At 64.5% G+C, this 23,482-nt stretch carries 21 protein-coding genes; 10 read left to right on the forward strand and 11 right to left on the reverse strand.

The features are described from left to right. Positions 1-13: 13 nt before the first annotated feature. The 5 genes from AD72_RS33040 (at position 14) to AD72_RS33060 (ending at position 6,323) form a co-directional block, all read left to right on the forward strand. Complete coding sequence (locus AD72_RS33040; RefSeq protein WP_031470581.1) at positions 14-2,017, forward strand: oxidoreductase; 2,004 nt, start codon at positions 14-16, stop codon at positions 2,015-2,017. Positions 2,018-2,036: 19 nt separating this feature from the next. After that, on the forward strand, positions 2,037-2,615 hold the full coding sequence (locus AD72_RS33045) for a nuclear transport factor 2 family protein (RefSeq protein ID WP_051899280.1): 579 nt from the start codon (positions 2,037-2,039) through the stop codon (positions 2,613-2,615). 82 nt (positions 2,616-2,697) lie between these two features. Continuing rightward, complete coding sequence (locus AD72_RS33050) at positions 2,698-3,501, forward strand: amidohydrolase family protein (RefSeq protein WP_197285152.1); 804 nt, start codon at positions 2,698-2,700, stop codon at positions 3,499-3,501. A gap of 225 nt (positions 3,502-3,726) precedes the next feature. Continuing rightward, positions 3,727-4,887: an MFS transporter gene (locus AD72_RS33055; protein WP_051899281.1), complete on the forward strand. Its 1,161-nt coding sequence runs from the start codon at positions 3,727-3,729 to the stop codon at positions 4,885-4,887. A gap of 32 nt (positions 4,888-4,919) precedes the next feature. Further along, positions 4,920-6,323, forward strand: coding sequence for an MFS transporter (locus tag AD72_RS33060; protein ID WP_051899282.1), 1,404 nt, complete (start codon positions 4,920-4,922; stop codon positions 6,321-6,323). A gap of 55 nt (positions 6,324-6,378) precedes the next feature. Here AD72_RS33060 and AD72_RS33065 read toward each other — a convergent pair whose 3' ends face one another. From AD72_RS33065 to AD72_RS33115, 11 genes are all read right to left on the reverse strand, one after another. Further along, positions 6,379-7,086, reverse strand: coding sequence for an SDR family NAD(P)-dependent oxidoreductase (locus tag AD72_RS33065; RefSeq protein ID WP_197285154.1), 708 nt, complete (start codon positions 7,084-7,086; stop codon positions 6,379-6,381). 23 nt (positions 7,087-7,109) lie between these two features. Beyond that, positions 7,110-7,661 carry a hypothetical protein gene (locus AD72_RS33070; protein ID WP_063890842.1) on the reverse strand — a complete coding sequence of 184 codons (552 nt, stop codon included), beginning with the start codon at positions 7,659-7,661 and terminating at the stop codon, positions 7,110-7,112. Continuing rightward, positions 7,658-8,806 carry a thiolase family protein gene (locus tag AD72_RS33075; RefSeq protein WP_031470587.1) on the reverse strand — a complete coding sequence of 383 codons (1,149 nt, stop codon included), beginning with the start codon at positions 8,804-8,806 and terminating at the stop codon, positions 7,658-7,660. Before AD72_RS33075 ends, AD72_RS33070 begins: the two co-directional genes overlap by 4 nt. Continuing rightward, positions 8,799-9,209: a Zn-ribbon domain-containing OB-fold protein gene (locus tag AD72_RS33080; RefSeq protein ID WP_051899284.1), complete on the reverse strand. Its 411-nt coding sequence runs from the start codon at positions 9,207-9,209 to the stop codon at positions 8,799-8,801. Before AD72_RS33080 ends, AD72_RS33075 begins: the two co-directional genes overlap by 8 nt. Next, a complete protein-coding gene (locus tag AD72_RS33085; RefSeq protein WP_231645117.1) occupies positions 9,206-10,318 on the reverse strand; it encodes a CaiB/BaiF CoA transferase family protein in 1,113 nt (370 codons plus the stop codon). Before AD72_RS33085 ends, AD72_RS33080 begins: the two co-directional genes overlap by 4 nt. Positions 10,319-10,372: 54 nt before the next feature. Beyond that, on the reverse strand, positions 10,373-11,269 hold the full coding sequence (locus tag AD72_RS33090; protein ID WP_031470590.1) for an SMP-30/gluconolactonase/LRE family protein: 897 nt from the start codon (positions 11,267-11,269) through the stop codon (positions 10,373-10,375). A 13-nt stretch (positions 11,270-11,282) separates the two neighbouring features. Beyond that, positions 11,283-12,899 (reverse strand): class I adenylate-forming enzyme family protein, encoded by a 1,617-nt coding sequence (locus AD72_RS33095; protein ID WP_031470591.1) that lies wholly within the window; start codon positions 12,897-12,899, stop codon positions 11,283-11,285. Between the two features lie 46 nt (positions 12,900-12,945). Beyond that, positions 12,946-13,887, reverse strand: coding sequence for an NADP-dependent oxidoreductase (locus AD72_RS33100; RefSeq protein ID WP_031470592.1), 942 nt, complete (start codon positions 13,885-13,887; stop codon positions 12,946-12,948). Between the two features lie 76 nt (positions 13,888-13,963). Then, positions 13,964-14,671, reverse strand: a complete 708-nt coding sequence (locus tag AD72_RS33105; protein ID WP_197285155.1) for a carboxymuconolactone decarboxylase family protein — start codon at positions 14,669-14,671, stop codon at positions 13,964-13,966. Positions 14,672-14,702: 31 nt separating this feature from the next. Next, positions 14,703-16,316: a thiamine pyrophosphate-binding protein gene (locus AD72_RS33110; RefSeq protein WP_031470594.1), complete on the reverse strand. Its 1,614-nt coding sequence runs from the start codon at positions 16,314-16,316 to the stop codon at positions 14,703-14,705. An 80-nt stretch (positions 16,317-16,396) separates the two neighbouring features. Next, positions 16,397-17,764, reverse strand: a complete 1,368-nt coding sequence (locus AD72_RS33115; protein ID WP_051899286.1) for an MFS transporter — start codon at positions 17,762-17,764, stop codon at positions 16,397-16,399. A gap of 274 nt (positions 17,765-18,038) precedes the next feature. On the opposite strand from AD72_RS33115, the gene AD72_RS33120 reads away from it, so the two are divergent. The 5 genes from AD72_RS33120 to AD72_RS33145 all read left to right on the forward strand — a co-directional run bounded on the left by AD72_RS33120 (position 18,039) and on the right by AD72_RS33145 (position 23,091). Continuing rightward, positions 18,039-18,827 (forward strand): class II aldolase/adducin family protein, encoded by a 789-nt coding sequence (locus tag AD72_RS33120; RefSeq protein ID WP_031470596.1) that lies wholly within the window; start codon positions 18,039-18,041, stop codon positions 18,825-18,827. A gap of 68 nt (positions 18,828-18,895) precedes the next feature. Further along, complete coding sequence (locus AD72_RS33125; protein WP_231645119.1) at positions 18,896-19,588, forward strand: GntR family transcriptional regulator; 693 nt, start codon at positions 18,896-18,898, stop codon at positions 19,586-19,588. 879 nt (positions 19,589-20,467) lie between these two features. Next, positions 20,468-21,253, forward strand: a complete 786-nt coding sequence (locus AD72_RS33135) for an HpcH/HpaI aldolase/citrate lyase family protein (protein ID WP_031470599.1) — start codon at positions 20,468-20,470, stop codon at positions 21,251-21,253. A 12-nt stretch (positions 21,254-21,265) separates the two neighbouring features. After that, complete coding sequence (locus AD72_RS33140) at positions 21,266-22,450, forward strand: acyl-CoA dehydrogenase family protein (protein ID WP_037348200.1); 1,185 nt, start codon at positions 21,266-21,268, stop codon at positions 22,448-22,450. A 20-nt stretch (positions 22,451-22,470) separates the two neighbouring features. Next, on the forward strand, positions 22,471-23,091 hold the full coding sequence (locus AD72_RS33145) for an FAS1-like dehydratase domain-containing protein (protein WP_051899287.1): 621 nt from the start codon (positions 22,471-22,473) through the stop codon (positions 23,089-23,091). The last annotated feature ends 391 nt before the right edge of the window (positions 23,092-23,482 follow it).

Here is a 23,482-nt window from a genome sequence, read left to right on the forward strand (position 1 = left end):
AACGGGCAGAAACATGCCAGACAATCCTTACGAGAATCTGCTGTCGCCGATCCGGATCGGCCCGCGCACCGCGCGTAACCGCGTGTGGCAGACGGCGCATGCAACGGAATTCTCCACCGACGGGACATTCGCGGACGAGAGCGTCGAGTACTACGCCGAACGCGCCCGTGGCGGGGTCGCCGCGATCACCATGGAGGCGATGGCGGTCCACCCCACCTCGCGGCCGCGGCGGGGCGTCATCCTCGCTTACGACGAGCGCGTCGTCGACACCTACCGCAAGGTCGCGGCCGCGGTGCAACCGCACGGGACACTGCTGATTGCGCAGCTGTGGCACCGGGGCAGGCAGACCGACGGCATGGTCAGCCGTCTGCCGACCTGGGCGCCGAGCGCGGTGCCGGATGTGACCTATCGCGAGATCCCGCACGCGGTCACGCTCGCCGAGATCGACGAACTGGTGGAGCATTACGTGCTCGCCGCCCGCTATGCCATGGAAGGCGGGGTCGACGGGGTCGAGGTGCATGGTGTCTCGCACGGCTACCTGATCAATCAGTTCCTTTCTCCCGCGACGAACCATCGCACGGACGACTACGGCGGGTCGCTGGAAAACCGGCTGCGGCTGCTTCGGCGGATCGCCGACGGCGTGCGCGCGGTGGTGCCGGCCGACCGGGTCATGGGCATCCGCATCAACAGCAACGACGGAGCCATGGAAAGCGGGCTCGGCAACGCCGAATGGGTCGAGATCGCCCGCGAACTCGCGTCCTGGGGAGTCTTCGACTACCTGTCGACGACGCAGGGCACGTATCAGGACCCTATGTCGATCTTCGGTACGCCGGCCGCGAAACCACTGGCCTACGAGGTCGAGGACACGGCCCGGCTCAAGCAGGTCACCGGTTCGTTGCCGGTGATCGCGGTCGGCCGCATCACCACGCCCGAACTGGCAGAAGAGATCGTCGCCTCAGGCAAAGCCGACATGGTCGGCATGGCCCGCCAGCTGATCGCGGACCCCATGTGGGTGCGCAAGGCGGAAGAAAACCGTGCCGACGACATTCGTCCTTGCGTCGGCGCGAACTGGTGCCTGACGGCGGCAATGCGCAGCACTCCGCTGATGTGCATCCACAATCCCGGGGTCGGCCGCGAGAAGCAGCTCAGGGAAATGCCTGCCTCCGCGGGCAGCAAACGGGTCGCCGTTGTGGGCGGTGGACCGGCCGGCTTGCGCTCCGCGCTCACCGCGGCCGAGCGCGGCCACCAGGTCACGCTGTTCGAAAAGTCCCATGTGCTCGGCGGCCAGGTCAACCTGATCACCCAGGCCCCGACCTATCGCGAATGGTCCGGTGTGATCAGCTGGCTCGAAAGCCAGCTTGCCAAGACCGACGCCAAGATCGTGCTCGAACACGAAGTGCAGGCATCGGAACTCGTCGACGCCTTCGACGAGATCATCGTGGCGACCGGGTCGACACCGCTCCGGCACGGCTGGACCGCGGCGCAACCCGCCCGCTGGGCACCCAGCGCGGACATCCTGCCCGGATCCGATCAATGGAACGTGTTCGCCCCCGAGGACATTCTGAGCGGCAAGGCCGACATTCCGAACCGGGTCTTGGTTCTCGACGACACGGGCGACCGGCAGGCTTTCGTCGTGGCCGAATACCTCGTGCAGCGGCGGCACCCGGTCCACGTCGTCACCGGCTTCCAGCAGATCGCGCACCAGACCGTCGGCGGCATGGACCACGGATTCGTCTACGGCGCGCTGCGGAAACAAGGTGTCATCTTCACCACTAACACGATGCTCACCGAAATCAACGGAGACGAGGTCGTCCTCACTGACGTCCACACCCAGGAACAAACTCGCCTCGACTCCGTCGATGCCGTGGTTCTTTCCCTCGGCAACGTCGCGAACGACCGGCTCTCGCGGGAGCTAGAAGCCCTCGGCGTCGCTTGGCGGTCGGTGGGGGACTGCCAGTCGCCTCGGCGCATTTTCAACGCTATTTGGGAAGGCGAACTCGCCGCGCTCGCACTCTGACCACGTTGAGGAGGATTTGATGCCCACCGAGGCACAACTGCAGGAACTGCTCGACAAACAAGCCATCTACGAGGTCCTGTGCCGCTACTGCCGCGGCGTGGACCGGTTAGACAAAGAGCTCGTCCTCTCCTGCTTTCACCCGGACACCCCCGACACCCACCTCGGACTCGGCGGGACGTTGTACACCGGAACGATCGAGGAGTACCTGGACGCGGAATTCCCCAAGTTCCGCGAAACCACCGCCGGCATGATGCACTACATCATGAACTTCCTCTGCGAGGTCGACGGGGACCGCGCAGTCGCAGAGACCTACCAGCTGTCCACGACCTGGGGTAAGGATCCCACCGATCCGCGCGTGAACATGCAGAACTCCAACCGCTACATCGACTACCTCGAGCGGCGGAACGGCGAATGGCGCATCGCCGAACGCACGCTCATGCGCAACTACACCTACCTCGAAAACCGGCCAGGGGAGTTCCCCGACGCGATCAACGGCTGGCCCAAGTACGCCCGGGACCCCTCCGACCCCGCATATTTCTCGGTCCGCGACTACCGCGCGCAACACGAGCAGTCGCAGGAGGATCTCGATGGAGCTTAGCGAGGATCGGTTTCACACGCCGTGTCCCCCACCCGATCCACGACCGCGCCGGCCCCGGAGGTTCACCGTTCCGGCCGGTGGGGTGGACACACATGCTCACGTCATCGGCACCGAAAACTACGTTGACGACCGGCGGTACACGCCAACACCGGCCAGCGCCGATGAATACCTCGCCATGCTCCGCGCAACCGGTATGACGCATGGCGTACTGATCCAGACGAGCGTCCACGGCACCGACAACAGCGTCATGCTCGACGTGCTGACAGAACACCCCGACATGCTGCGAGGTATCGCGGTCGTCCCGGCGAACGTGACCGATCGAACGCTGGCGACACTCAAGGCTTCGGGCTGCGTCGGGATACGGCTGAACATCATCGGCGGTGGCGGGATCGGTGACGGACTCGCCCAACTCGACCGATACGAGGCGATTTGCCGGGAACTGGATTGGCACATCCAGTTTCTCGTGACACCTGCCCAGCTGCTCGCAACGGCACCACGGTTGCGCGAGCTGACCGTTCCCTACGTGCTGGACCACCTGGGAGACGTCGACGTCACCGATGGGACGGCGTCTCCCCGCTGGGCGGCCATGCTGGACCTCATGCGCAGCGGAGCCTGGACCAAGTTGTCGGGGGCGTTCAGGCTCGCGACGACGTACCCCTTCGCCGAGCTGCGGCCGTTCGTCCGCGAGCTGCTCGACGTCGCCCCAGAGCGGTGCGTATGGGGTTCCGACTGGCCCCACGTGGCGTTCTGGGGAACCATGCCGAACGTCGGTGACCTCCTCGACCTGCTGGCGGACTGGGCTCCTGATTCAGCACAGCGGGACGCCGTTCTCGCTGGGAACCCGCAACGCCTCTACGGCTTTCCACCGCCGCCCGCGGTCCCATAGCGCACTGCGACCTCGCGTCATCACCTCGAAACAACTCCGCGAAACGGGTACAGATTCATGTCAACGTCGACTCAATCCGTACGGCCGCGTGGCCGCCGCAACAACATCCGCTGGACGCTGTTACCCATCCTGTTCCTGGGATTCACGGTCGCCTGGATGGACCGCACGAACCTCAGCGTCGCGGCACCGTTCATGAGTGACGATCTCGAACTTGGCCCCTAGCTCATGGGGTTGGCCTTCGGAATCTTCTCCTTCGTGCAGATCATCACCCTGCCGGCAGCGGGCTGGATCGTCGACCGGTTCGGGGTACGCCTCACCTTTTTCTTCGCCGCAGTGTCCTGGGCCGCGATAACGGTGGCCACGGCACTCGTACGCGGCTTCGTCTCACTGGTGACACTGCGGTTCATCCTCGGTGCCGGCGAAGCTCCGATGGCGCCGTGCGCCAACAAGGCCGTCGCCGAATGGTTCCCGAAGCGAGAACGCGCGTTCGCGATAGGCAGCTACCAGGTCGGGTCGGATTTCGGCGTCGTCATCACCATGCCGATCGTGAGTGGCCTTATCGCATTCATGGGTTGGCGAATCTCGTTCGTCGTGACCGGACTGATCGGTCTCGTGTGGGCGTTCGTCTGGCTGCGATTCTACCGATCACCGAGGAACCACCCGAAGCTCAGCGAGCAGGAACTCGCGTACATCGAGTCGGGCGGCTCGAGGAGCAGCGAGAACGAACACGAGGTGCATGGTGGGAGGATCCGGTGGATCGACCTGTTCCGGTATCGCACCATCTGGGGACTCATCGGCGTCATGTACTGCCGGGCCTCGGTGATCTACTTCTTCATCACCTGGTTTCCAAGTTACCTTGTTGACGAGCTCGGTTTCAGCCTGCTCGAGGTGGGGATCTACGGAGTCATCCCCGGATTGATGGCCGCGGGGGCCAGTATGGCCGGAGGGGCCCTGTCCGACTGGATGATCCGCCGCGGCACTGACCCGTCCTGGGCGCGAAAGCTCCCGATGGCGATCGGCCTCTTGCTGGGCGCCGCGATCGTTCCGGTCGGCTTCAGCGACAACGCCGTCGTCGCAGTGCTTCTGCTCGGAGTGTCGTCAGCGGGGGTGTCACTCGCGGCAGGCCCGCTATACGCGATGATGATCGAGGTCACGCCGGGCGCCGGCAACGTCGCCTCGACGACGAGCCTGCTGGTCTCCGCCAGCGCCGTCGGGGTCGCTGTCGGCCCCGTACTGGTCGGGTTCATCCTCGGCGCAACAGGGTCCTATGTGATCCCCCTATTGCTCGCCGGCGGATTCACGATTCTCGGCATCGTCTTCCTGTTCACCCTGGTGGGAAAGAACGAGGCCCTGCCCGTCAAGGGAAAGACCGTCGCGGCGCGATGAGTTTGCACCGCCGTCCGCTCAAAGGAGAGCCCATGACCATCAACCCCGGAGGCACGAGCACCGGCCGCCTCGCCGCTTCCCCGTCAGCCAGACTCGAACGCCTGCCCCGGATCACTGGGCCGCACCGCGTCTGGCTCGTCATCCTCAGCGTCATGTACATGTGCGACCTCGCCGACATCTATGGCCTGTCCTACGCGGCTCCCGCGATGCGCAAGACGTGGGAGCTGTCGACCACGCAGGTTGGAGCCCTCACCTCCTGCACCTTTCTCGGCATGGCGATCGGCGCCGTCGTCGGTGGACGGCTGTCCGACCGCTTCGGGCGCCGCCGCACGATGATCATCGCGGCACTGATCTTCTCGCTCAGCTCCATCCTTTCCGGACTGGCACCCGGCTTCTGGGTGTTCGCGGTCCTGCGTTTCCTGACTGGCGCCGGTCTGCAGGCCGCACTCGGCGTCGTTCTCGTCTACGTAGCGGAAATGTTCCCCAAAGCATCCCGCGGCCGGTTCCTGTCGGTTGTGGTCGGTATGGGCTCGCTGGGCATCCCGTTGATCGCGGTAGCGTCGCGCGCCATCGTCCCCGCCGGCCCCGAAACCTGGCGCTGGATATTCGTTCTTGGCGGCATCGGGCTCATCCCGGCGCTGCTCGGTCTGTTCCTGCTGCCAGAATCCGTGCGCTGGGATGAGTCCAACGGCAACGCCGCTCGCGCCGGCCGGTTCGTCACGAGGCTCGAGCAACAGATCATCGCCCGCACCGGTGCGCCGCTCCCAGATCCCGGGCCCGCCGCAGTCGCGGCGAAACAGGCGGCGACGCAACTATTCACCGCGCGATACCGTCGTCGGACGTTGGTGTCCTGCGCGGCAATGGCACTGCTCATCCTCGGCTTCTACGGCTTCAACAACTGGGTGCCCACGCTACTGGTCGACCGTGGGTTCACCATGGCTGACGCACTGACCGTGGGCACGATACTCTCGCTCGCTCCCGTGGCCGGTGCCCTCGCGGCCGTACCGATCACCGACCGGTGGGAACGGCGGTGGATCTGCATGGTGTTGTGCCTGCTGGCCGCCGCAGCGATGATCGTGTTCGCGTTCACCCACAACTATGCCGCGCTCGTGATCTCAGGCTTCGTCGCGGCGTTCGTCCTCCTGACCAACACCGTGGTGCTCTACGCCTACCTGCCGGAGATCTTCCCGACCCCGCTGCGCGGTGCTGGCTCAGGCCTCGCCAACGGTGCCGGGCGGGTAGCGGGCATCGCCAGCGGATTCGTCATCGCGGCGATCGCGGGCTCGTTCGGATTCGGCGGCGCTTTCACCGCGACGGCGCTGTTCACGGCCCTGACCGGACTGGTGCTCGGATTCTTCGGGGAGAACACCCACAACCGCAACCTGGACGAGATCGGTGCCCCGGAAAGCTCGGAGGTGGCCAAGGAACCCGCGTGAAGGCCGGAGCGGCAGGGGCTTGGCTCCGGAGGTGTTCTCCGGAGCCAAGCCCGCACTATTTGTTCCCGATCGACCTGCCCCCGCAGACGGTGAGAACCTGGCCGCTGACATACGATCCGTCGTTCACCATGAAGCTCACCGCTCCGGCGATGTCGTCGGGCCGTCCGCCGTGCCGTACCGGGATCGCTGCCATCGTCGCGTCCAGCACGTGTTGTGGTAGCTCGCGAGCCATGGGGGTTTCGATGAATCCCGGGGCGATGGCATTGACGGTGATCCCGAGTGGGCCCAGTTCCAGGGCGAGCGCACGCGTGATGCCGACCAGCCCGCCCTTGGACATCGAGTACGCCCCGGAGCCGAAGATTCCGAGGAAAGCGCGTGACGCGATGTTGATGATGGTTCCCCGCCCCGCCGCAACCATCGCCGGAACGGCCTGCCGGGCCAGCGAAATCGGGCCGATCAGGTTGACGTTCAGGGTGAAGCGCAAGGGCTCGTCTTCGATCTTCGGGATGCGAGCGTCGCGGTTGACCCCGGCACAGTTCACCAGCACGTCGAGTCGCCCGAACTCGGATATGAGCCTTTCCACCACCTGTGTACGACCGCGGCCGTCCGCGACGTCGAGCGGCCACACGTGCACATTCGGCGGGAAACCCTCCGGGGAAAGAGCGTCGATCACCGGAGGCAGATCTGTCAGGACGACCGTTCCCCCGTCCTCGGCCAACCGGTCGACGATTGCCGCACCGATGCCGCTTCCCGCACCGGTCACGACGCAGACTCGTTCGGACGATGTCATGGCTTGACCCTTCCCAAGTTGGGGCCCCGATCGACGTAGATCTCTTGACCAGTGATGAGGGTGCCACTGTCCAGTAGCGAGTCCAGCAGCTTCGTCATCGCGCCGAGATCCTCGTCCGGGAGTTCTCCGTGCAGAACGACGTTCATGGAGATTCCGTCTTTGCGTAGCTCGATGGCCGCGGTGCGGGCGAATGACAGTGCCGCACCGCACAACGAGCCGGCCAAAGCGTTTTCGGGAGTCCCAAGCGTGACGTCGGCAGGCAAAAGCACGACGATTCCGGACCCTTGACCCGAGACCACTAAAGTCTCGCGCGCTTGCTGAACCGCGTGCACGAGGTCGACCAAACGCTCTTCGAGCTCGCGGAGAGAGCCGTCATCAGTATCGGTGAAGGTGCAAGCGGGTGGGGGCACGACACGAATACAGACCTGGGAGGCATTCTGCGCGGGTGCGTCGGCCGCGGCGGACCGCTGTGAGGCGAGGGAATCCGCGGTGCCCCCGAGGGTCACCACCATACGATTGCGGGCAGATCCCGTTGCGATGCCGCTCATGCTTGCATCACCAGGGTCGAAACGGACGCACCATCGGTACCAGAGACCGTGCCTCCCTTGCAGTAGGCAAGAGCGGTGCGTGCTCCATCAACCTGTCGGCCGTGTGCCTGGCCACGCAGTTGCCAGGTCAGCTCGCAGGCTTGCCTGGCTCCGGTTGCGCCGATGGGATGTCCACACGAGAGAAGCCCGCCGCTCGGATTCACCGGAAGCCTCCCACCAAGCGAGGTGAGGCCGTCTTGCGTCCACTTTGCACCTTCGCCGCGAGGGATAAGCCCGAGGCCTTCCATCCGGACGATCTCGGCTATGGAGAAGCAGTCGTGCATCTCGACGAAGTCGATGTCCGTGGGGTCGATCCCCGACAATTCCCATGCGGCGACGCCTCCTCGCCGCGAGATGCCCTCATCGTTGATCGAGCGGACGCCGTCATTATGGGTGCCACTGACAAGGCCGACACCGAGGATGCGGGGTGCCGACTCGGAGAGGCCCAACCGAGCCAGACCAGCGGCGCTGCAGATGACCACGGCGGCACCGCCGTCGGAGATCGGGCTGCAGTCATACAGGCCGAGGGGATCCGCGATGAGGCGAGCCGAGAGCACCTCATTGAGGGAGATCGGTCGCTGATACTGCGCATATGGGTTGTGCATCGAGTGGGTGTGGTTTTTCACCGCGACGGCGGCGATCTGTTCGCGGGTCGCTCCGTAATCGGACATATATCGTCGCGCACTCATGCCGTGGTTGGCAGCCATGACCATGCCCAGTGCCGTGTCCAGGTCACTCTTGTCGACGAGGATGCCACCGGACACCCGATCGGTCATTTTCTCGACGCCGGCGGCGACGACGACGTCGTAGAGTCCAGCGCGTACGGCGATCCAGGCGTCCCGGATCGCGGCCGCTCCGCTCGAGCAGGCGTTCTCGATATTGACGACCGGGATGCCCGTTGCGCCTACCTGCGCCAGGACCCTCTGGCCGGCGACCATGCCGCCATAAACCGTCCCGAGAAAAAGTGCTTCGACTTGGGTGATGGCGGCACTGGCGTCCTTGAGAGCGGCACGGATGGCGCGTACACCGAAATCCTCGAAGGGCGTGTCCGGAAACTTTCCGAAGCGCGTCATTCCGGCCCCGGCCACGTACACGGGCTCAGGCATTGCGGTCCTCCTCGACCAGTTCGAACGCGAAAGCCAGGAGTTCCTTGCCCGAGGAATTCAGGAGATAAGGGATGGCGTGCACCCTGGCGCCGATCTGCGGAGCCACTCGGTCGCCTCCGACGATTCGCGAGAGTAGGACAACGGGGCCGTCCAGTTTGACGAAGCCCAGCATGTATGGAACTGCGAGCCCGGGTGGTGCCTGGCGGACGGTGGTGAAGGTCTCGAGCGTGCCGTCGAGGGGAAGGTCGCAGTTCTCCACGTCGGCCGAGTGACAGGTGGGGCAGAAGTCGCGCCGTGGGAATGTTACGTGTCCGGCGGGCTCGCATCTCGTGCCGATGAGCCTGAAGGGTTCGATGGCGAGGATGTCGTCACGCAGGAGCTCATGCTCAAGCACGCTTGTCATAGCGCCTCCTTAGGTTGGGTATATGACTGCCAGCGTTCAAGTGCCTGCCGGATGTCCGCCTCGTATCTAGGGCTGGCCGCGATCGACAGTGAGCTACGAGAGAGCCGTGGTGCTGCAGCGGGGAAGGTGTCCCCGTTCAGGTCGATCAGGGATTGCCGCGCGACGATATGGGGGTCGTGCCGGACCTCATTGACGGCGTTCAGCGGGGTGACGCACGCTTCGGCGTCGGCGAAGATCTCAGCCCATTCCTGTCGTGTGTGCTGGCGGAACGTCTTGGCGATCACCCGCTTCCGCTCCCGCCAGGTGGATCGATCCCATTGGGCGTCAAGCAGATCCGGCTCGCCCAGTGTGTTGACGAAGTTTCGATAGAATTGCGGCTCGACGCAGGCCACAGCCATGAACTGGTCGTCGCTCGTCCGGTAGGAGTTGTAGAACGGGGCACCAGAGTCCATGTCGTTTGTGCCGGGGATGTCGGTCCACTTGCCGTCCGCCACCCGCTGCCAGAGCCCGGACATGAGCAGCAAGCCCGCGTCGACCATTGCCGTATCCACTACCTGGCCACGGCCGGACGACGAGCGTTCCAGCAGCGCGGTCATGAGGCCGTAGGCGAGCAGGAGCCCACCGCCGTAGTCGCCGATGACGTTGAGCGGCGGGACTGGGTCCTCGCCCTCGCGGGCGATCGAACGGGCAACGCCGGTGATCGCCAGATAGTTGAGGTCGTGTCCGGGCTGGTTGGCTCGGGGCCCGTCCTGGCCCCAGCCGGTCATGCGCCCGTAGACCAAACGCGGGTTCTCGGCGAGAAGCAGTTCCGGGCCAAATCCCAGGCGCTCCATCACACCAGGGCGGAAGCCTTCGACGAGGACGTCCGCGGCACGGGCGAGGTCGGCAGCGGTGCCGGCGTCACGTTCGTCCTTGAGGTCGAGTGAGACGATTGTTCGACCTCGAAGCGAATAGCCGGATGATGTGTTCGCTCCAGGACGTTCGACGCGGATCACATCGGCGCCGGCGTCGGCCAGCAGACTGCAAGCAAATGGTGCGGCGCCTAGACCTGCGAACTCGAGTACTCGTGTACCGCGAAGCGGTTGCGATGACATGAAATGCTCCTGCATCGGGTCGGTTCGACTTTTCTCCCGTGGCGTGGTCGGGGCCAGCGAGCAACTGAGCTACCGCCACACCGGAAGCGGGAGACCCGGGTTAGGTGCGTCTACCGCGACCACTGTTCCGCCCTTGGCGATCGTGACGACGAGTGTGCGCAACTCGTCGCCGGCGAAACACAGGCTGGTCACGAGTACGCCCTGACCGAAGCCATACTCGGCCCTGATCGTGCCTGCTTCGTCGAACGCGACGATGTTGTCGCCGTGGCTCCCGGCGACCCAGAGCCACCCTTCGCTGTCCAACGCGATTCCGTCGGGAGCCGCCCCAGGGACTGCGACTTCCCAACCGTCCCAGGACAGCGCGGGACCGTGCACGCGGTAGCGGCGAACGACTCCACGCGCAGTCTCGGCCACGTAGAGGACGTCTGCGGCACTGCCGAAGGCAAGGCCGTTGGGAAAGAGAAGACCGTCCAGTGCCGTCTCGACGGAACCGTCGTGGGGGTCGAAAACACGAACGCTGCCAGGCTCTGCGTCGCCGGAAATCGCGTGTCCTGCGGGATCGGTGAACCAAAGTTTGCCGTCTTGAGCCACAACGCAGTCGCTCGGTGCGTTGAGACCTGAATGCACGATGACGTCGAGCTTACCGGTGGCGTCGAACCGTTGAATTGACGGGACCACCGGCAATGCGGACCGAGACGGCATCGCGGTGCCGCCGTTCTGGGTGATCCACAGAGAGCCGTCTCGATCGAGGGCAACGCAGTTCGGGCCTCCACCGGTTTCGACAACCCTGGTGGGATCGGAGCCGTCGAGCGCCACCTGGTAGACCTCGCCTCGGTTCACACTGACGAGCGCTACGTCGCCCGACGGCAACAACACCGGCCCTTCGACGAAGCCCAGTTTCGACGCAACGACATGAGCATCCTTGGGTAGCACCAACTCACGCTCGCTCTGCTGACCAGCGACCACGAGCTTCTCCTCACTATTGTTTACTGCGACTGCGCTCTTGATGGGTGGACACCGATTGCTTTGCAAGGAACTGCTCGCCGATGAGGCGTTTGTTCACCTTGCCTGTGGCGGTCAGAGGGACCTCGGTAGAACCCAGAAACACGAAGACACTGGGAACCTTGTAGGACGACAAGCGCTCGCGGAGCCAATTGCGGAGCTCGGCCTCGAAGTCGGCGCCCATGCACACGCCTGGCTTGACGACAACCCCGCACGCGAGTTGCTCGGTGCCATCGGCTGCCGGCCAGCCGAACACGTAGGCCTGGTCGACATCGGGGTGCGTACACACGAATGTCTCGACCTCCGCGGGCGAGATTGTGATGCTTCTGATCTTCACCACTTCCTTGATGCGGCCGCCGTAGTGGAGCCTCCCGTCGCCGTCGAACCAGCCGAGGTCCCCGGATCGAAACCAACCATCCGAGGTGAAGGCCTCATCGTTGCTCTGCGAGTTGTCGAGGTAGCCGGGCGTGATGCATCCGCGAAGCTGGATTTCGCCGAGCCGGGACCCGTCGGTTTCTTCGATCGTCTCGCCCGTGCCCAGGTCGGTGATCCGGATCGGGTGGGAGGGCAGTGGTCGGCCGACCGTGTTCATCACGGTCTCCAGAGCGTCCCCGGGCTCGGTCATTGTGCACAAGCCGTAGTTTTCGGTCAGGCCGTAGACGCTGCAGCCGTCGCGGATGCCGAGGTCTTCGACAGCCATCCGCTTCTCTTCCGGGCTCAGTCCGATAGCTCCGGTCCGGAGTGCGGACAGGTCGTAGGCCGCCGTCGCTTTGGCGTCGACGAGGGCTCGAATGACCTGTCCCAGCCCGTAGAAGACGGTGCATCGCCGCTCGGATGCGAAGCGCGCACCGTCCAGTGCCTCGAACCGCTCCTGGAAGCAGATGGTCGCACCATGGGTCAGCGCGACCATCACGGCGTTGGCGCATCCGTAGCCGAAGAACAGCGGCGAAGTGAACCAGATGCGTTCGCCTTGGCCGAGCCCTTGCCGTTCGCCCATCGCGAAGCCGTTGGCGATCAGGTTGCCATGATCCAGCACGACCACCTTGGGTGCGGCGCTACTCCCGCTGGTGAACACGTAAAGCGCGTGGTCGGCCGGATCGACGATTTCCCGGGCGGGCTTTGGCGGATCTCCGGTCCGCTCGAATGGAGTGTCGCCACTGTCCCAGAAGAACGTCCCCCGGAACGCATCCCCCGGTTCGGCAATTCCGGCGCTTTCCGTCAAGGCCACGAAGTCTCGGCCAAGGACAGTGCGCTGGGTGATGATAAGCGACAAATTGGCGCGAGACGTCGCATCGGCGAGCTCTGCCTCCTTATACCAGGTATTCAGGGGAACGGCGACCAGTCCGGCATAGGCCGCACCGAGTGTGGCCACCATCCATCGCCACCCGTTCGGCAGCAGCACGCCGACTGCCGAGCCTTTGGCCAGCCCCGTGGCTTGAAGGCCGCTTGCGAACTCGCGACAGAGCCGCACGAATTCAGCGGCGGTCAGGTCGCGGTCGTCCGCGGAGAGCAGCAGTGCTTCTGGCCAAGAATCCGCGAAAGCGTCCAGGACGGCCGGAATGGTCGGGACACTCGCGTTGTCGATAGGTTTCATCGGCGGACGCCTCCTGCTAGGAGATAACCGGGGTTGGCCTGACGACTCAGAAGGTGAGGACAATCCGTCCACGGACACCCCCCGCGTCGAGTCGCTTCTGCGCGGCAGCCGCGTCCTCGGCCCGCACGGTATCGGCCACCCTGAGGGTGAGCGACCCGCGCTCGGCCAACCGGCAAAGTCTGTCGAGCTTCTCGCCCCGCGTCGCGTACTGCCGCACATAGATTTCGTGCACTCGGATGTCCCGCTGCGCGCGAACCGCAATCGGCCGGACCAATGCGATCTGCCCGCCGTCGCGGACAACGGAACTGACGTGGTCGCCAAGCAGAGCGCCGTCGGCAAGCGCGTCGACCTGGCCATTGTTGAGGCGGACCGCCTCGGTTGCGAAGCCCTCGCCCCTGCCAACGATAAGGTCAGCGCCCATGGCTTCGATGAGGGCATGATCACTGCGAGAGGCGTCGGCCACCACGCGCAGTCCGTCGAGTCGTGCCAGTTGCACGAGATAGCCACCGTACGCGCCGGCCGATCCGGTGACCGCGATGGTGCTGCCGGGAGCAAGGTCGAGAACGTCCAGGGTCATCCGGGCGGTCATGGCGTTCATCGGCAGAGTCGCGGCCTCGACCAACGAATACCCCGCCGGTGCCCGCGCTACGGACGCCGCCGGAACGATCAGGTACTCGGCATACGCTCCGCCGGTTCGGGAGGTCGGTACGACGATCGCCACAACCGGGTCACCAAGGTCGAGACTGCCGAGATCTACGTCGTCGCCGACGGCATCCAGGGTTCCCGCCGCGTCCATCCCAGGGACGAACGGCGGGCCGCCCTGCACCTGGTCGGCGTGGTAGCCCGAACGAAACAGGACATCCGTGGGATTCACCGCAGCCGCCCGCACCCGAATACGGACCTCGCCAATCCCGGGTTCGGGAATAGGTACCTCGTGAGGCCCCAGCACTTCGGGGCCACCGAACTCCGTGAGACCGATGACTTTCACGTACCGCTCCTCCGTGTCACTTTCGGTGATGCATCGAGCTTTCCCATTTGCATTCGTCCAGCTGCGACAAGACGTGTCATCGCTCGGTGTCCGATGGGCTCAGTGCGAGTTTCATCAACTCTGCGGTCCGCTGGACATAGACCACGTCAAGCAGTACCGCGGATACCACTTCTTCGGCGGTTGCGCCGTAGCGCATCGCGTTCGCGGCATGCAACTGGGCGCCGGACGAGAACAGGTGGTTGGTGGCGAGATCGGCTACGACCCACACCAACTCCCGCCACTTCGGATGCAGGCCTTTAGCCTGCCAGATCGCTGATCCCATTTCACGATATGCTTCAAAGAAGTCAGGTGTAGCTTTTGCCATTCCCCCGTGAAGTCCGGGGAACGTCGATTCAAAGGTCTCCCAATAGGGCCCCGACATGTCTTGGGGCGCCGGATAGCTCCCGCCGACCGCGATAGGAAGTCCCTCCGCCACGCTGTGGATCGAGAGCATGCACAGGAGCCTGAAGACGTCCAAGATCTCTGCGGTCGAGGCGCCGGCCTCGCGTGCTCGATGGATCCGCCGGCGTACACCGTCGCGGTCGAGCACGGTCAGAGAGGCATCGTGCGCGAGCAAGAGCAGCTCTGTGATGTGTGGCGGCAGCGCATCAGGTGAGCCGGCCGCGACAAGGTACTTGGACAGCGCGTCGGCAAACCCTGGATCGGCGTCGTAGAGAAGTGCCCACGCCTCGTCGACGTCGCCATTGAGTGCCTTGATTCTTCCGCTCACTACGTCGAAATTCATGTCGCCCTGCATTCTGAAATCTGGTTACGGTCTAGTACGGCAGTGGGAGGTCGTTGACGTCCAACTTGATGTCGAGGAGCACCGGAGTTGTGCGCTCGTCGACCAGCCGCTCAGCATCAGCGAAGTCGGCACTGGTCCGGATCGTCGTGCCGGCACCGCCGAGGGCAACGGCGACCGGAGCGAGGTCAGGCCAGGGGACCTCAGTGCTGGCTCCTTTCAGGCCCCGGCGCATGAGTTGGACGTGCTCCATGCCGTATGCGGCATCGTTGAGAACGGCAACCACGAGGTCGGCCCCGGCTCGCACTGCGGTGCTGAACTCCGTGAGCCCGCCGAGCATGAAGCCGCCGTCGCCGGTGAGCAGGAGTACGGGGCGATCGGGCTGACCGAAGTACGCGCCTATCGCCGCGCCGAGACCCAGGCCGATGGAGCCGAAGTTGATCGGCTCGATCCATCCGCGTGCGCCGTCCGTCTCGATGTCGTGGAACACGCTGAACATGAAGCGTCCGCCGTCGATCACCACCGTGCGTTGCTCCTTGAGCAGTCCGTTCAGCCACTGAAGCGTTTCGCCGAGCGTGACCGCGCCGTGGCTGCTTTCCACGGGTGCCGCGGGCATGACGGATGCACGGAACTTGGCGCGCGCCTCATCGCTGAAGAACCCGGTGGGCTGGACCTCACCTTCGTCGAGCAACTCGATGACGGCGTCGACGGTCGACGCGACATCGCCGAGGATGGACACGTCGACGTTCGGCACGGTCCCGACCCGACTGGCATCAATGTCGACTTGAACGACGCGTTTGCCTGCGAGCAGGCTGCCCTTTTCGGTTGTCCGGTGATTGAGACCAGCGCCGAGGGCAATGACACAGTCGCTCGCACCCACCACCTCAAGGGTCCAGGGCTGGGCGAGACCGCCGAAGAGACCAATGGCATTGCCGCTCGCGTTGAACGCGTCCTTCGCCTTGAGTGTCGTCGCGATAGGTGCCTCGAGTCTGGCAGCAAGCCGTTGCACCGCAAGACTTCCCGACGCGGAGGTCGTTCCGCGGCCGGCAAGGATGAGCGGTCGTCGAGCGGAGGCGATGACTCCGACCGCTTCCTCGACTGCGTCGGCCGAGGCTCGTGCGACGCGGTCCACCACCGGACGTTTGGAGACGGCGTACTCGACATCCTGCCACCAGTACTCGACTGGCACGTTCAACACGTAGGGTCGGCTCTCTGCTTCAACTCGTGTCAAGACTGACGTCAACTGCGCGAGGCTTGAGTCTGGAGCTCGGACGGTCTCAAAACCCGCACCCGTGGGTGCAACGAACTCGCGTTGGTCGATGTTCTGCACCGACGTGATGTCGTCGCGCGCGGTGTCTCCCACGATTACCAGCAGAGGGATCCGACCGATCGCGGCGTCAACCAACGCGGTGAGGGTATTGGTGAGGCCGGGGCCGTGCGTGGTGGTGGCGACGCCGACACGACCAGACGAGAGTGTGAATCCGTGTGCCATCATCACGGCACCGGCTTCGTGCCCGGCCGCGATGTATGCGCCACCTGCCTTCGAGAAACTGTCGACCAAGAAGAGGTTGCCATCGCCGACCAGGCCGAACATATGATCGACCCTGGCGTCAAGAAGCGCACGGCACACGGCTTCGTGCAGGTACACGTTTTCTCCGGCCTTTCATTCGACTCAGTGGACGCAGTTATGGCTTCCGCGGCTCGGCGCCTCACGGCAAACGGAGGTACTCAGCTCCCGCTGGGCTCAGCAGCGACCGCATTCTCCGTCGATATTTCCGCGCGCTCGGCAATGAAGTGATCCTTGCTGTGCCGCCATAACACGAACGCCGCGAGGGCGGCGATCACGAGGAACAGGGAAGCCGTGAGGTACATGTTGACCGGCGCGACGAACGACAACGCATATCCCGCGGCAAGCGGGGCCAAGATTGCGCCGACACGGCTGATGCCATACATGAATCCGAGAGCTCGTGCCCGGACGAGGATCGGATAAAGCGGCGGGGCGGCCGCCGTGTAGGACGACAGAGCGCCGAAGGCGCCCATTCCCAGCAACACGGCCGCCGCGATCGCGACACCGCCCTGCAGGGTGAGCGCAAAGACGATCTGTGCGGCCACCGCGACGATCAACGTGACCCAGGTGAATTTCGTGGCCAGAACTTTGATGCCGATGATTCCGAAGATGACGGCCCCGCACACGCTTCCGACGCTGATCATGGTTCCGACCAGGGTTCCGGTTTCCTTGCTGCCACTGCTCGTCGCAATGAGCTGAGGCGTCCAGCTCGAGACGAAGAAATAGGCGACCGTGACGCAACTGTAGCCCAGCCAAATGAGCAGGGAACGCGTTCGGTAACGGGGCCCTACCAGCGATGTCTTGCCCTCGCCGGTCGCCTGGACAGCCTCGGCGGGCGGTTCTGCGTTCGGGTCGACATCCTTCAGACGCATGCGAGTCGCGATTCTGCTGATTTGGTCACGCGCAACCGGAGAACGTTGGGCGACAAGGAAAGCAAGACTCTCCGGCAACCAGAAGATACTCGCGACGAGACCGAGCATGCTCAGCGCCGCACCACTCCAGAACAGGACCTGCCAGGCCCCACCGAACGCGTTGATCACGAACAGGCCGATGAAGCCCCCCACAACACTGCCGAGAGGAAAACCGAGGGTGACGAGACCGACGCAGAGATTACGTCGCGCGAGGGACGCGTACTCCTGCGCCAGAATAATCACCAGAATCGATACCATTCCCACGGCAAGTCCAGTGACGAACCTGGTGATCAGCATGAGTTCGGCGCCCGGCACCATAGCGGTGGCACTCATCGACACGACTCCGAGTCCGAGGCCCCACGTCACGACTTTTCGCCGGCCGATCCTGTCCGCGAAAGGTGCGAGGAAGATGGCGCCGACGGCCAAACCAATGAGGCCGATACTAACGAGCCACCCCTTCTCGCTCGGCGAGGCGAAACCCGCCGGCAGATGCGGCAGCGCGAACCCCATGATGAAAAGGTCGAAACCGTCGAGCATATTACAGAAAAGGCACAACGTAACTGCCAGGTACTGCGGCGGGCTCATACTGCTCCGCTTCACGGCGGTGACGACGTCCATCGAACTCACTCCTCGTTGAGAGATTTTTGGACAAGGCAGCCGAACTGATCACGGCCGAGCGACCTCGCGTCTCGCCGCGGCCCGACGGCACCTCCGGATGCGACCGCCCCGACGAACCCTTGCGGGGATCTTTGATGATGTATATATTGTACGGGTAGTCCGCAGCTGTCAACACCTGGCTTGCCAGCACCTTGATTCCGGGATGGTTCATGGCCTCTGATTAGTCCCGGCAGTCAGGCGGACAGATCAACGACTCGACGACGAGGAGATTGCGATGACGTCCACGCTGCCGACCTTTGACGACAAGGCATATCAGCTGCCGAAGCCGCCGACCGCAGCGACTGTCGAGGAGGAGCGTTTGCGGCGAAAGAGCGAGCTAGCCGCCACGTTCCGGCTCTTCGGGCGCTTCGGTTTCGGCGAGGGCGTCGGTGGCCATGTCACAGCGCGCGACCCCGAACACACAGACTGCTTCTGGGTCAATCCGTTCGGCATGCCGTTCGAACACATCCGCGTGTCGGACCTGTTGTTGGTCGACGAGGCGGGTCATCTTGTCGAAGGCGAGGGCATCGTCAACCTGGCCGGCTTCTACATCCACTCACGGGTTCACGCGGCGCGTCCCGAAGTTGTGGCGGCAGCGCACGCTCACTCCCTCCACGGAAAAACGTTCTCCAGCTTCGGACAGCTGCTCGAGCCGATCACCCAGGACGTGCTGGCGTTCTACGAAGACCACGCGGTCTACGACGACTTCGGTGGACTCGTGTTCGACCTCGAAGAAGGTAACCGGATCGCCAAGGCCCTTGGCTCCATGAAAGCGGTAATCCTCAAGAACCACGGACTGTTGACGGTGGGCAGGACTGTCGCCGAGGCGGCGTGGTGGTTCATCACCATGGAGCGATCCTGTCAGGCACAGCTGCTCGCGATGGCCGCGGGTACGCCCTCGCACATCTCTCACGAGGAAGCGCGCGGTGTCGGCGATTTCACCGGCTCGCCCGAATTCGGGTGGTTCAACTTCCAGCCCCTGCACCAGAAGATCTTGAGGCTGGAGCCAGACCTCCTGGATTAGGTTGGCGGTCAGTCAGGCGGCGTGACCGATATGTATACTTTACGCATTGCGTATCGAAGGGTGGATCTGTGTCTGCGGAGGCGACCAAGCGCGAGCGGCCTGGTAACGGAGCCCGGCTGACGCGGGAGAACCTCAGCGTCCACGTGGCCGACTACATCCGTGGCTGCATCTTCAACGGGCAGCTCAAGGCGGATGAGCGGATCCAGCAGGATGCCATTGCCGAGGTGCTGGGGGTCAGTCGTGTTCCTGTTCGAGAGGCGCTGATCGCGCTCGAAGCCGAAGGGCTGGTTGCCTCCGCACCACACCGCGGAACCCATGTCGTCCCGATCCGGCAAGAGGATATCGAGGATCACTACCGGATGTACGGGATGATCCAGGCATTGGCGGCAGTTCGAGCGATCGACAACATCACCGAACCCATACTCGACGAACTCCAGGCCTTGCATGATCAGATGTGCTCGAGTTCCGACCCGGAACGGCTGCATGAGCTCAACACCGAGTTCCATAGGCTTATCAACCACACGGGCGGAAGCAAGCGCGTACGGTCCGTCCTTCGGTACCTGTCGAAGAACCTGCCGTCCGAGCTGTACCGACTTCCGCCGGGGGCAAGCCCTCAGGCGAGCGTCGAGCATCAACGGATCCTCGACGGACTCCGTGAGGGTGACGCCACCATGGTGGAAATGGCCAATCGTGATCATGTCCGACGCGAGAGCGACTACGTCGTAGCCGCGCTACGAGCGGCTGGAGTCCTCGCAGACTAGCGCGGGCGAGGCACGCGGCGGACCGGGTTGAGCCAGCGTCGTCCACGGCGATCGCGGCCAATCCGTTGGGACGGCGAGATCTGGTCGATGAGGTAGCGGCGACGGTGCTCGCCCGCTGGCGATTCATCACGAGCGCCGAGTTTGTTGCGGACGGGAGTCTGGCGTCCTGGCGAAGCGAGGTCGGGCCTCCTTCGCCGTAATGATCGCTCGAGCATGCGCCCGGCCGGCAGCAACCTTGGTCATCCAGTCCTGTTGAGGAGGGACTTTGAACCTTAGGAGTGGTGTCAGGCACCGGCGTCCTATCTCACCAATCCCGCGCCGTGATCGGGCGGCGCGACGAGATACCGATCCCACTGGGCACCACGCTGTCAGGAGTAGCGGCGTCGTTCGTCTCCGGCACCGGCACCGGCACCGGCACCGGCGGGGATGGGTACATGGCGCAGATGCAGGGCGCTATCAGGGCTTCGAGACGCATCCTCTGCTTTGCGCCAGTGACAGGGCCGTCCTAACCATCGACGAGTTCGGTCTCGATCAGCCACCGCGGCTGAGAGGAATGGCATGCCCTGCGACGGGCTCCCATCGCCAGGCATGTGCCGTAGCCACCGATACCTCGGGCTTGTGGTCGTGGTATCGCGGGCTCGCTCTGTTCGCTGCTGGCGATTGTGCACGGCTGACGGCCAGTCCGTCGGTCGGCAAGGTGGCTCAGCGCGGCATCGGTAGCTACCTGGCTATCGGCCTGCCCCTGCTGTTCAACGGTGCGCTGACGTCACCAAGCCCACGACTCGGACAGGACACGGCAGAGATGCTCCACGAGCGACTCGGACTTACCAGCGGCAGGGGCAATAACCTGCAGCGTCGCGGAGCCATCGGGGCCGCGGTATGAAGCCACTTGAGGCAGCGACGACGTTCTTGTTCGTGCCGGGCGACCGTCCGGACCGGTTCGACAAGGTGACTGCGAGCGGAGCGGACGTCGCGATCCTGGATCTCGAAGACGCCGTCGGTCCGCAAGACAAGGATGTCGCTCGTGAGCACATCCGGGTGTGGCTTGCCGCTGGTGGGCAAGCGATGGTCAGGATCAACGCGGCCGGGACCCCGTGGTTCGATGCCGACCTCGACCTCGCCTATTCCCAGCAGGCACCGGTCATGCTGCCCAAGGCCGAAAAGCTCGACGTGGTTGCCAGCCTCAGCGGGCTGTCGGTCCTCCCGCTCGTCGAGACTGCGGCCGGGGTCGCGAACGTCGCACGTCTGTGTGCCGCGCCCGGGGTCGTCCGGCTTGCCTTCGGCAGCGTCGATCTAGCCGCCCAGCTCGGCGTCGCGCACGACGACCCGGTCGCCCTGGACCACGCACGGGCACGGTTGGTCCTCGCCTCGGCGGCAGCCGGGATCGCGGCCCCGATCGACGGGGTCACGACAAACCTGCGCGAGGACTCGGCCACCAGTCACGACGCGAGGCACGCCCGACGTTTGGGTTTTCGCGGCAAGCTCTGCGTGCATCCACGTCAGCTAGAGGCTGTGCGAGCCGCGTTCGCCCCCACCGCTGACGAACTGGCCTGGGCCCGCCGCGTCACCGCGGCAGCGGGGACCTCTGCGGCCGCGATTGACGGCGAAATGGTCGACAAACCCATCGTGGACCGCGCCCGCAGGCTGCTTGAGAGTCAGGATTGAGAGGAAGACCGAATGGACCACCTGGACGACATCGAGCAGGCCATCGTGACCACGGTGCGCGACTTCGTCGACCGCGAAGTGCGGCCCACCGTGCGTGAACTCGAACATGCCAACACCTACCCGGAGAAGCTCATCGAACAGATGAAGCAACTCGGGATCTTCGGTCTCGCCATTCCAGAGCCGCACGGTGGTCTGCAAGTCTCGACGCCGTGCTACGCGATGGTCACCGAAGAACTCGCGCGCGGGTGGATGAGCCTCGCCGGTGCCATGGGCGGCCACACCGTCGTCGCGAAGCTGCTGCTCACATTCGGCACCGAGGAACAAAAACAGCGCTATCTGCCGCGCATGGCCACCGGCGAACTACGCGCGACGATGGCGCTCACCGAGCCCGGCGGCGGGTCAGACCTGCGGGCGATGCGCACCACCGCCCGCGCTGACGGCGACTACTACGTCGTCAACGGAACCAAGACCTGGATCACCAACGCCCGTCGCGCCGGCCTCGTCGCCCTGCTTTGCAAGACCGACTCAAAAGCCCAGCCGGCACACCGGGGCATCAGCATCCTGCTAATGGAGAAGGTCCCCGGTTTCACCGTCTCCAAGGACCTGCCCAAGCTCGGCTACAAGGGCGTGGAGAGCTGCGAACTCAGCTTCGACGATTGCCGCGTCCCGTCGACCGCACTGCTCGGCGGGGCGGAAGGCCAAGGGTTCCCGCAGATGATGCGTGGTCTAGAGATTGGCCGTATCCAGGTCGCCGCGCGCGCCACTGGAGTTGCCCGGGCCGCCTTCGACGACGCCTTTCAGTACGCGCAGCAACGCGAATCCTTCGGTAAGCCGATCTGGAAACACCAATCCGTCGGCAACTACCTCGCAACCATGGCGACCAAACTGACAGCCGCCCGCCAGTTGCTGCTACACGCGGCACACCGCTACGACGGGGGACAGCGCGCCGACCTCGAGGCCGGGATGGCGAAGCTATTCTGTTCGGAAACCGCGATGGAGATCGCACTCGACGCGGTCCGGGTCCATGGCGGCTACGGCTACTCCACCGAATTCGACGTCGAACGCTACTTCCGCGACGCACCGCTGATGATCGTCGGCGAGGGCACCAACGAGATCCAGCAGGACGTCATCGTGCGCCAGCTCGTCTCCCGCGGTGGACTCGGCTACCCGGTACGACGATTCGCAAACCCAGCTTGACAGCAAGGAGCGCATGACCGGTGGTGGACCTGAACGAGATCGTTAGCGGCTGGAAGCCAGAACCTGTCGAAGCCTCCGAGGTGATCGGGGCATGGCCGACGGCGGCGTTCTCCGCCGTGCTCGACTTCCCGGCGCCCGTCGCGTGTGCGGGTGACTCGCTACCGCTGCTGTGGCATTGGTTCCATTTCCTCGAGACACCCAAGCAGGCCGACCTGGGCGAGGACGGCCACCCCGCCACAGGACGGTTCATACCAGCGATACCGGACCGGCGTCGGATGATCGCCGGAGGCCGGGTCCGGGTGCACTCGCCGATCCTGATTGGGGAGCGGATCGACCGACGAAGCGAACTGGCCGGGGTGACGGTAAAGAACGGGCGCAGCGGGCAGATGGCGTTCGTGACTGTCCGCCATGAGTTCCGGCGCGGAGCCGATGTCCTACTGACCGAGGAACAGGACGTGGTCTACCGCTCCCAGCCCACCGGACAGCTACGCAAGCTGGCGCCGGGCACTCACGGCGAGGAGCCACAGCATGACCGGCGGATCAGCACACCGACCGGGCCGGAACTGCTCTTTCGGTTCAGCGCCTTGACCTGCAACACCCACCGGGTCCACTACGACAAGCCATATGTGACCGAGGTCTAGGGATATCCGGACCTCCTCGTGCACGGCCCACTGCTCGCGCTCTTGTCGCTGGAGATCCCACGCCGGTACAGCCAGCGTCCGGTGGCCTCGTTCCAGTATCGGTTGTCACATCCGGTGTTCTGCGGTGCGACGGTCCTGACCCATGGCCGCCGGAATGGGGCCGACACATTCGCTCTGTCCGCCATGGCCGACGGTGGACCCGCAGCGCTCACCGGGGCCGCCGTCTTCTCGTGACGAGCTTGCGTCCACATAGAAGGAGCGTTGGCCTCAAGCTTCTTCAACGTCCACGACCTCGAAGACGCCAGCGTCGCAGCTGGGGTGCGTGATGACCTGCGCAGCACTGATAAGGTGATCACACCGCCACAAGATCGCTGGCTCTGTCGCACTTTTC

Source organism: Sciscionella sediminilitoris (assembly GCF_000737195.2).
Lineage (GTDB): Bacteria > Actinomycetota > Actinomycetes > Mycobacteriales > Pseudonocardiaceae > Sciscionella > Sciscionella sediminilitoris.